Here is a 6,236-nt window from a genome sequence, read left to right as displayed (position 1 = left end):
GCTACCGATGTATTGTTGAACGCGAAATGTACAGCAAAGATCAACACGCCCTAGCGTTCGGGGAAGACTTTAACTCTATAGAACAAACAACTGTGCCACTAAGTAAAAGCTTACAAAACGTATTTCCGGTAATAAATCAACGCTGTAGTTCTCCAATTCCATTGTGGCGTTTTTTCAAAACGAAAAAAGACAAGCTGTTTGATACCAGTTTGGAAGACATAGGGCATTTCGTTTATGGGTGTATTGAAAAACAACGCGCTCGTCTGGTTCACGAACCAGCCCTTAAAGACTCACCAGAGAACATGCTGCAAATCATGTTATTGGAACAAGAACAAGATTCCTCATTAACTGACCAAGATATTGTTGCAAATGCTATTACCCTTCTATTAGCAGGTGAAGATACCACAGCGAATACACTGGCATGGATGGCATTCTTAGTCAGCGGCAATCGCAGTAGTGAGTTGGCCTTACAAGATGAACTTGACGCCCTAGGGAAGAGAAAGGTCTTAGAATGGCCGCTTCCTCGAACACCTTATATGACAGCGGTGATGTATGAAGCGATGCGATTAAAACCGGTAGCGCCACAACTTTATTTGGAACCCACACGAGACACTCAGATTGGTGACATCGAAGTAAAAAAAGGCACGCCTGTTTTTGTGATGCTACATGCGAATGGTTTTGATGCTGATTTATTTGAAGACCCAACCACGTTTAACCCGAATCGTTGGATAGAAAAAGATGGCGCTTCGTTCTCCAACCTTCAGCCATTTGGTGGCGGTGCAAGGCTATGTCCTGGGCGCTCATTGGCCATGATGGAAATAAAACTCGCCTTTCATACATTGTTTAAAGAATTCAGCATTGAGCCACAACAAGCCCCTGAAACGGTGATTGAACAGTTTGCGTTCACGATGTCTCCCGTTGGGTTTAATGTAAAAATAACCAAGCGAAGCTAGCTTACAAATAGACCTATCGAGAGCCAATGATAGAGCCGAACCATCGGCTCTTTTCGTCTATTTCAACTCATCCAACACTTCATAACATTCCGTGTCTATTTTCAGATAAGTACCTTGATCTAAAGCTATCGTATGAAATTCTGGGTCCCCCACATCATTAACCAAATTGACTTCAAGCCAAACTTTGCCAAATTCATCGATATACCAAACTCGCCACAAAAGATTAGACTGTACAAGCAGCTGATAAAGCTTATAGGTCATATACAAGTCTGAACCCGCTTTCTGTGATGCTTCAATGAGATCATCAGGAATACTAACGACTTGAACTAAATAATTCACTTCAATCATAGAGCCTCAAATTATTAAATTACAAAAAAAAATTGCAACAAAGCCCTGTGAGAAACATGCTTTCCACCGCCTATATCTAACACTCTTCTACGATGCTCTTCAATGGCAGATATGCCATGCCAAGTGTCGTCTACTCGTATATTTTTCCATTGTGCTTCAGCCAGCCATGAGCATGGTGATTCCGAGGGTCTTTGTGAGTCCAGTGCATCACGCCACCTTTCTTGTTCCATTCATACTCTCCATAAAATTCAACTCTATCGCCCTTTCTCAATCCCTGAATACGAGGAGCTAAATCAATATTATGTGCCACCAGCAAAGTTTGTCCGCTGTCGAGCCTTAAGATAAACTTCTGATGTCGAGAGCCTTTATTATCGTCTGGAAGTAATCGTGAAACTAAACCCGAGCCACGTACTTGAACATCACTTTGGTGATTTTGGTAAGCTTGCTTAAGTCGCGCATCATTGGCCTGAACATGGCTGACACCAAAGCAGAGCAATACCAAAAATAGAGTAATAAACTTTTTCATTCCCTTCATTGCTTTCGTTTCCCATATTAATTATTTATTTAGGCTACTCACTAAGTATTCATTGCAACAAAAATAGCAGAAGCACCGCAACTAACGATTCATTAAAATCAAACTTATTTAATAATTACTCTTGGATTCAAATGCGTAGTACAACACTACTTTGACATTCAACATTTCAATAAAAAGAAGCTTCATTAGGTGACTGACTCTCCACAAATCGATGCGAACCCCTGTGTTTTGTAACCACTTATTACATTGAATTTTTTAAATAAATCCCTACCCAAAAGTATACTGAACGGTGGTCACATTACACAATACTTATCATAGGTAATACGACCATCTACCCTCTTATTCATCACATTTTGGAATGCCAAAATCATTCAATTGAACTCATCAACACAGCTTATTGATTAAGCAATTGAACTCATAACGTAGACCCTGTACGCTTACACTATGCACACGGTTACTTAATGGAGATCACAATGAACGAACTACTGACAAGCGCCATGGAACAGAAACAACGAACAACAGTGACCAGTTTATTCGCAAGGAATGGATTTAAAATCGCAGCCACTGATTTTGATGATGTGACTTTCGAACGTGAAAGCGTATTGGTCAATGTACGATTCGATGCATCTTCCAACGTCGAATCGATTTCGGTTCTCAACGACTAACGAGAGACTCGATGTAAGTAGGTCGCTAGAATGATAGAATGAACAACATTCGGCTCATTTTAGCGCATCTTGCTAGCTGTCCTTTGCTACTTCATCCCCATCCTCTTCTCTTCCAAAAGCCACCGAGTGACAATTAGGCCAATAACTCGCAATTCCATGAGCTTGGCTTATATTTATTAATACCCTTTGAACAAAAATTCGAAATGATGCCTATGTTCCTAACTCGGTTAATTTATGTCAGCACACTTTCCGAATGTTGTGATTCCAAAGCACTGGATGAAATACTCACTATCTCACGAGACCACAATCGGCAGAGCCATCTAACAGGGCTTCTCAGTCATAATCAAAAGTACTTTCTTCAATGCATTGAAGGTTCTAGGGAGGCGGTAAACCATACCTACAATCACATCCTAAACGATAAGCGGCACGAGAGAGTGACCATACTGTATTTTAAGGAAGTTGATTGTCGAGAGTTTGGAGATTGGTCGATGGGAGACATTCCGCAGTCTAATTTGACTGAACTGTTGAACTTACAATTTTCGACTTCGGATCAATTTAACCCATACGAAATGTCTGGCGAAAGTGCTTATAAAATGCTTTTAGAGTTAAAGCAAAATCTGCCGTCTGAGTGACCTAATTTTCAAACGGCAAGCCTTAGAACGATGATGTCGATTCAAGGGTAAGTAATCCTCTTTCAAGCCCGAGTTCATACTCGGGCTATTCGTTCAAAAATCCCAGTCATCGTCTTCGGTAGCGACAGCTTTACCTATGACATAAGAAGATCCTGAACCAGAAAAGAAGTCATGATTTTCGTCAGCATTGGGCGACAGGGCGGCCATGATAGCAGGGTTAACCTGACAGAGTTCATCAGGGAACAGTGCTTCAAACCCCAAATTCATCAACGCTTTGTTAGCGTTATAATGTAGGAAGTGCTTAACATCTTCAGTTAAGCCAACAGGATCATAAAGCGATTCGGTATATTGTGTTTCGATTTCATAAAGAGAGAACATTAATGAATAAGCTTCATCCTTAACTCTCGCCTGTTCTTCCTCATTAAGAGATTGGTAAGCAAGTTGGAATTTATATCCAATGTAGTAACCATGAATCGCCTCATCACGAATAATCAGACGGATCAAATCCGCTGTATTGGTCAGTTTTGCCCGACTCGACCAATGCATGGGTAGATAAAACCCAGAATAGAATAAGAAACTCTCTAGAAAAACACTGGCCACTTTTTTCTTTAGCGGGTCGCCTTCAGCCAAATAATCGTCGAGGATAATCTGTGCTTTTTTCTGTAACAGAGGGTTCTCTTCAGCCCAGCGAAACGCTTCATCAATTTGCGGCGTAGTACACAAAGTTGAGAATACAGAAGAGTAGCTACGAGCATGAACTGCCTCCATAAACGCGATGTTGGTTAATACCGCTTCTTCATGAGGCGTTCTCGCATCTTCCATCAAGGCTGGCGCACCCACCGTATTCTGAATCGTGTCGAGTAACGTTAAACCGGTAAAAACTCTAATCGTTAGCGTTTGCTCTTCTTCAGTTAGTTGCTTCCATGTTTGAATATCATTGGATAAAGGTACCTTTTCAGGCAGCCAAAAATTAACCGTCAGGCGATTCCAAATCTCTAGATCTTTACCATCAATCATACGATTCCAGTTAATCGCTTGAACGGGGCCGGATTCCATCTTTTTCATTGCGTTTATCCCTTTATTACAGTGAGCACGACACGCACCCTTCAACTTGAGTACCTTCTAATGCTTTCTGTCGCATTCGGATGTAGTAAAGCGTTTTAATTTTCTTTTTCCATGCGTAGATCTGAGCTTTGTTGATATCTCTCGTCGTTACCTCATCGTCAAAAAACAAAGTTAATGAAAGGCCTTGATCAACATGTTCAGTGGCCGCCGCATAGACATCGATTATTGCCTTAGGGCCTATGGAAAAGGCATCACGGAAGTACTCTAAATTGGAGTTATTCAAATACGGCGCAGGGAAGTAAACTCGCCCAATTTTACCCTCTTTTCTTATCTCCACTTTAGCGGTAACGGGATGAATAGAAGCGGTAGAGTCGTTGATATAGCTAATTGAGCCTGTAGGAGGAATGGCCTGCAAGTATCGGTTGTATAGCCCTGAGCTCATGACGAGTTGTTTCAATTCGCTCCACTCAGACACTGTGGGTATTCGTATATCTAAACGGCTAAAGAGATCTTGGACCACGTCCAATTTTGGCGAGAAATCCTGCTGCAAATATTTGTCAAAGAAAGCCCCATCACTGTAACTAGACTCTTCGAACCCTTTGAACGTACTCTTTTTCTCTTGTGCCAACTTATTGGAAGCCACGAGACAGTGATATAAAACACAGGCAAAATAACTGCTGGTGAAATCAATGGCCTCAGGTGAATCATAGTGAATGCGTTCTCTAGCCAAAAACCCATGCAAGTTCATCTGACCTAAACCGATAGCATGACTTTCATCGTTGCCATTTCTTATCGAAGGAACACTGTTGATTGCGCTCATCTCTGACACTGCATTTAATGCTCGAATTGCGGTATCAACGGTTTGAGATAGTCGACCTCCATCCAAGGCTTTGGCAATGTTGATCGAGCCTAAATTGCACGAAATATCTCGCCCGACATGACTATAGTTCAAGTCATCATCATAATTTGACGCCTCGTTGACCTGCAATATTTCAGAACACAAGTTAGACATATTTACACGCCCCTGAATGGGGTTAGCCTGATTAACCGTATCTTCGAACATAATGTATGGATAGCCCGACTCAAATTGGATCTCGGCAAGTGTTTGGAAAAGCCCTCTTGCACTCATTTTCCCTTTGCGGATCCTCGGGTCGTCCACCATTTCATGGTACTTCTCCGTCACGCTAATTTCAGAGAAAGATACGCCATACACTCGCTCAACATCATGAGGAGAAAACAAGTACATATCTTTGTTTTGCTTGGCTAATTCCAGAGTAATATCGGGAATGACAACACCAAGGCTCAAGGTCTTAATCCGAATTTTCTCATCGGCATTTTCTCTTTTTGTATCAAGAAATTGCATGATGTCTGGATGATGAACATTGAGATAGACAGCGCCGGCGCCTTGCCTAGACCCCAATTGGTTTGCATACGAGAAACTGTCTTCAAGCAATTTCATCACGGGGACGACACCTGAACTTTGATTTAAGATCCCCTTAATAGGCGCACCTTGCTCTCTTAAATTCGTCAGAAGTAAAGCAACACCACCGCCACGACGTGAGAGTTGCAACGATGAGTTAATCGCACGACCGATGCTCTCCATATTGTCTTCAATTCTCAACAAAAAGCAGGAGATCAATTCACCACGGCTCTTTTTGCCGGAGTTAATAAAAGTGGGCGTAGCCGGTTGAAAGCGCTGATGAATGATTTCTTCCATTAGTGCCAGTGCAAATTCACAGTCACCACGAGCCAGTAACAGTGCAGTCATAACCACTCGGTCTTCGAACCTTTCTAAATATCGCTTACCATCACGAGTTTTCAGTGCATAGGAAGTAAAAAACTTATAAGCACCTAAGAACGTTCGGAATCGAAATTTGGCTTGATAGGCGTTTGCCCAGATTTGATGAAGAAAACTGCGATCATATTGATCAATAACTTGAGCCTCGTAATATCCCTCTCTGAGCAAATAGTCGATCTTCTCGTCTAAGTTAAATGACCTCCGGCGGAGCCGGAGGCTTATTGGGTGACGCCCTCTAAG

At 42.0% G+C, this 6,236-nt stretch carries 7 protein-coding genes; 3 read left to right on the top strand and 4 right to left on the bottom strand.

From position 1 onward, the window contains the following. Positions 1 to 953, top strand: a 953-nt coding sequence (locus AB6C75_RS22485; protein WP_372109331.1) for a cytochrome P450, incomplete at its 5' end; no start/stop codon positions are given. 57 nt (positions 954 to 1,010) lie between these two features. Here the strand turns inward: AB6C75_RS22485 and AB6C75_RS22480 are convergent. Together AB6C75_RS22480 and AB6C75_RS22475 are read right to left on the bottom strand one after the other, a co-directional pair. Then, on the bottom strand, positions 1,011 to 1,301 hold the full coding sequence (locus tag AB6C75_RS22480; RefSeq protein ID WP_009847116.1) for a hypothetical protein: 291 nt from the start codon (positions 1,299 to 1,301) through the stop codon (positions 1,011 to 1,013). A 130-nt stretch (positions 1,302 to 1,431) separates the two neighbouring features. Then, entirely contained in the window at positions 1,432 to 1,827 is a 396-nt protein-coding gene (locus tag AB6C75_RS22475) for a DUF3465 domain-containing protein (RefSeq protein WP_029222999.1), read from the bottom strand. Positions 1,828 to 2,309: 482 nt separating this feature from the next. Here AB6C75_RS22475 and AB6C75_RS22470 point away from each other — a divergent pair, with 482 nt between their 5' ends. Beyond that, positions 2,310 to 2,501 carry a hypothetical protein gene (locus AB6C75_RS22470; RefSeq protein ID WP_009847119.1) on the top strand — a complete coding sequence of 64 codons (192 nt, stop codon included), beginning with the start codon at positions 2,310 to 2,312 and terminating at the stop codon, positions 2,499 to 2,501. Positions 2,502 to 2,713: 212 nt separating this feature from the next. After that, positions 2,714 to 3,133 carry a BLUF domain-containing protein gene (locus AB6C75_RS22465; RefSeq protein WP_017097344.1) on the top strand — a complete coding sequence of 140 codons (420 nt, stop codon included), beginning with the start codon at positions 2,714 to 2,716 and terminating at the stop codon, positions 3,131 to 3,133. Positions 3,134 to 3,226: 93 nt separating this feature from the next. Here the strand turns inward: AB6C75_RS22465 and nrdF are convergent, their stop codons facing one another. Continuing rightward, complete coding sequence (gene nrdF / locus AB6C75_RS22460; RefSeq protein ID WP_371702680.1) at positions 3,227 to 4,198, bottom strand: class 1b ribonucleoside-diphosphate reductase subunit beta; 972 nt, start codon at positions 4,196 to 4,198, stop codon at positions 3,227 to 3,229. A 16-nt stretch (positions 4,199 to 4,214) separates the two neighbouring features. Then, the coding region (gene nrdE / locus AB6C75_RS22455) for a class 1b ribonucleoside-diphosphate reductase subunit alpha (protein ID WP_372109328.1) at positions 4,215 to 6,236 on the bottom strand (2,022 nt) is incomplete at its 5' end.

The sequence above is a fragment of the Vibrio sp. 10N.237.312.B06 genome (assembly GCF_041464685.1).
GTDB lineage: Bacteria > Pseudomonadota > Gammaproteobacteria > Enterobacterales > Vibrionaceae > Vibrio > Vibrio tasmaniensis_A.
Note: the sequence above shows the minus strand (reverse complement) of the source record. Positions and strands in the feature narration are given on the sequence as shown.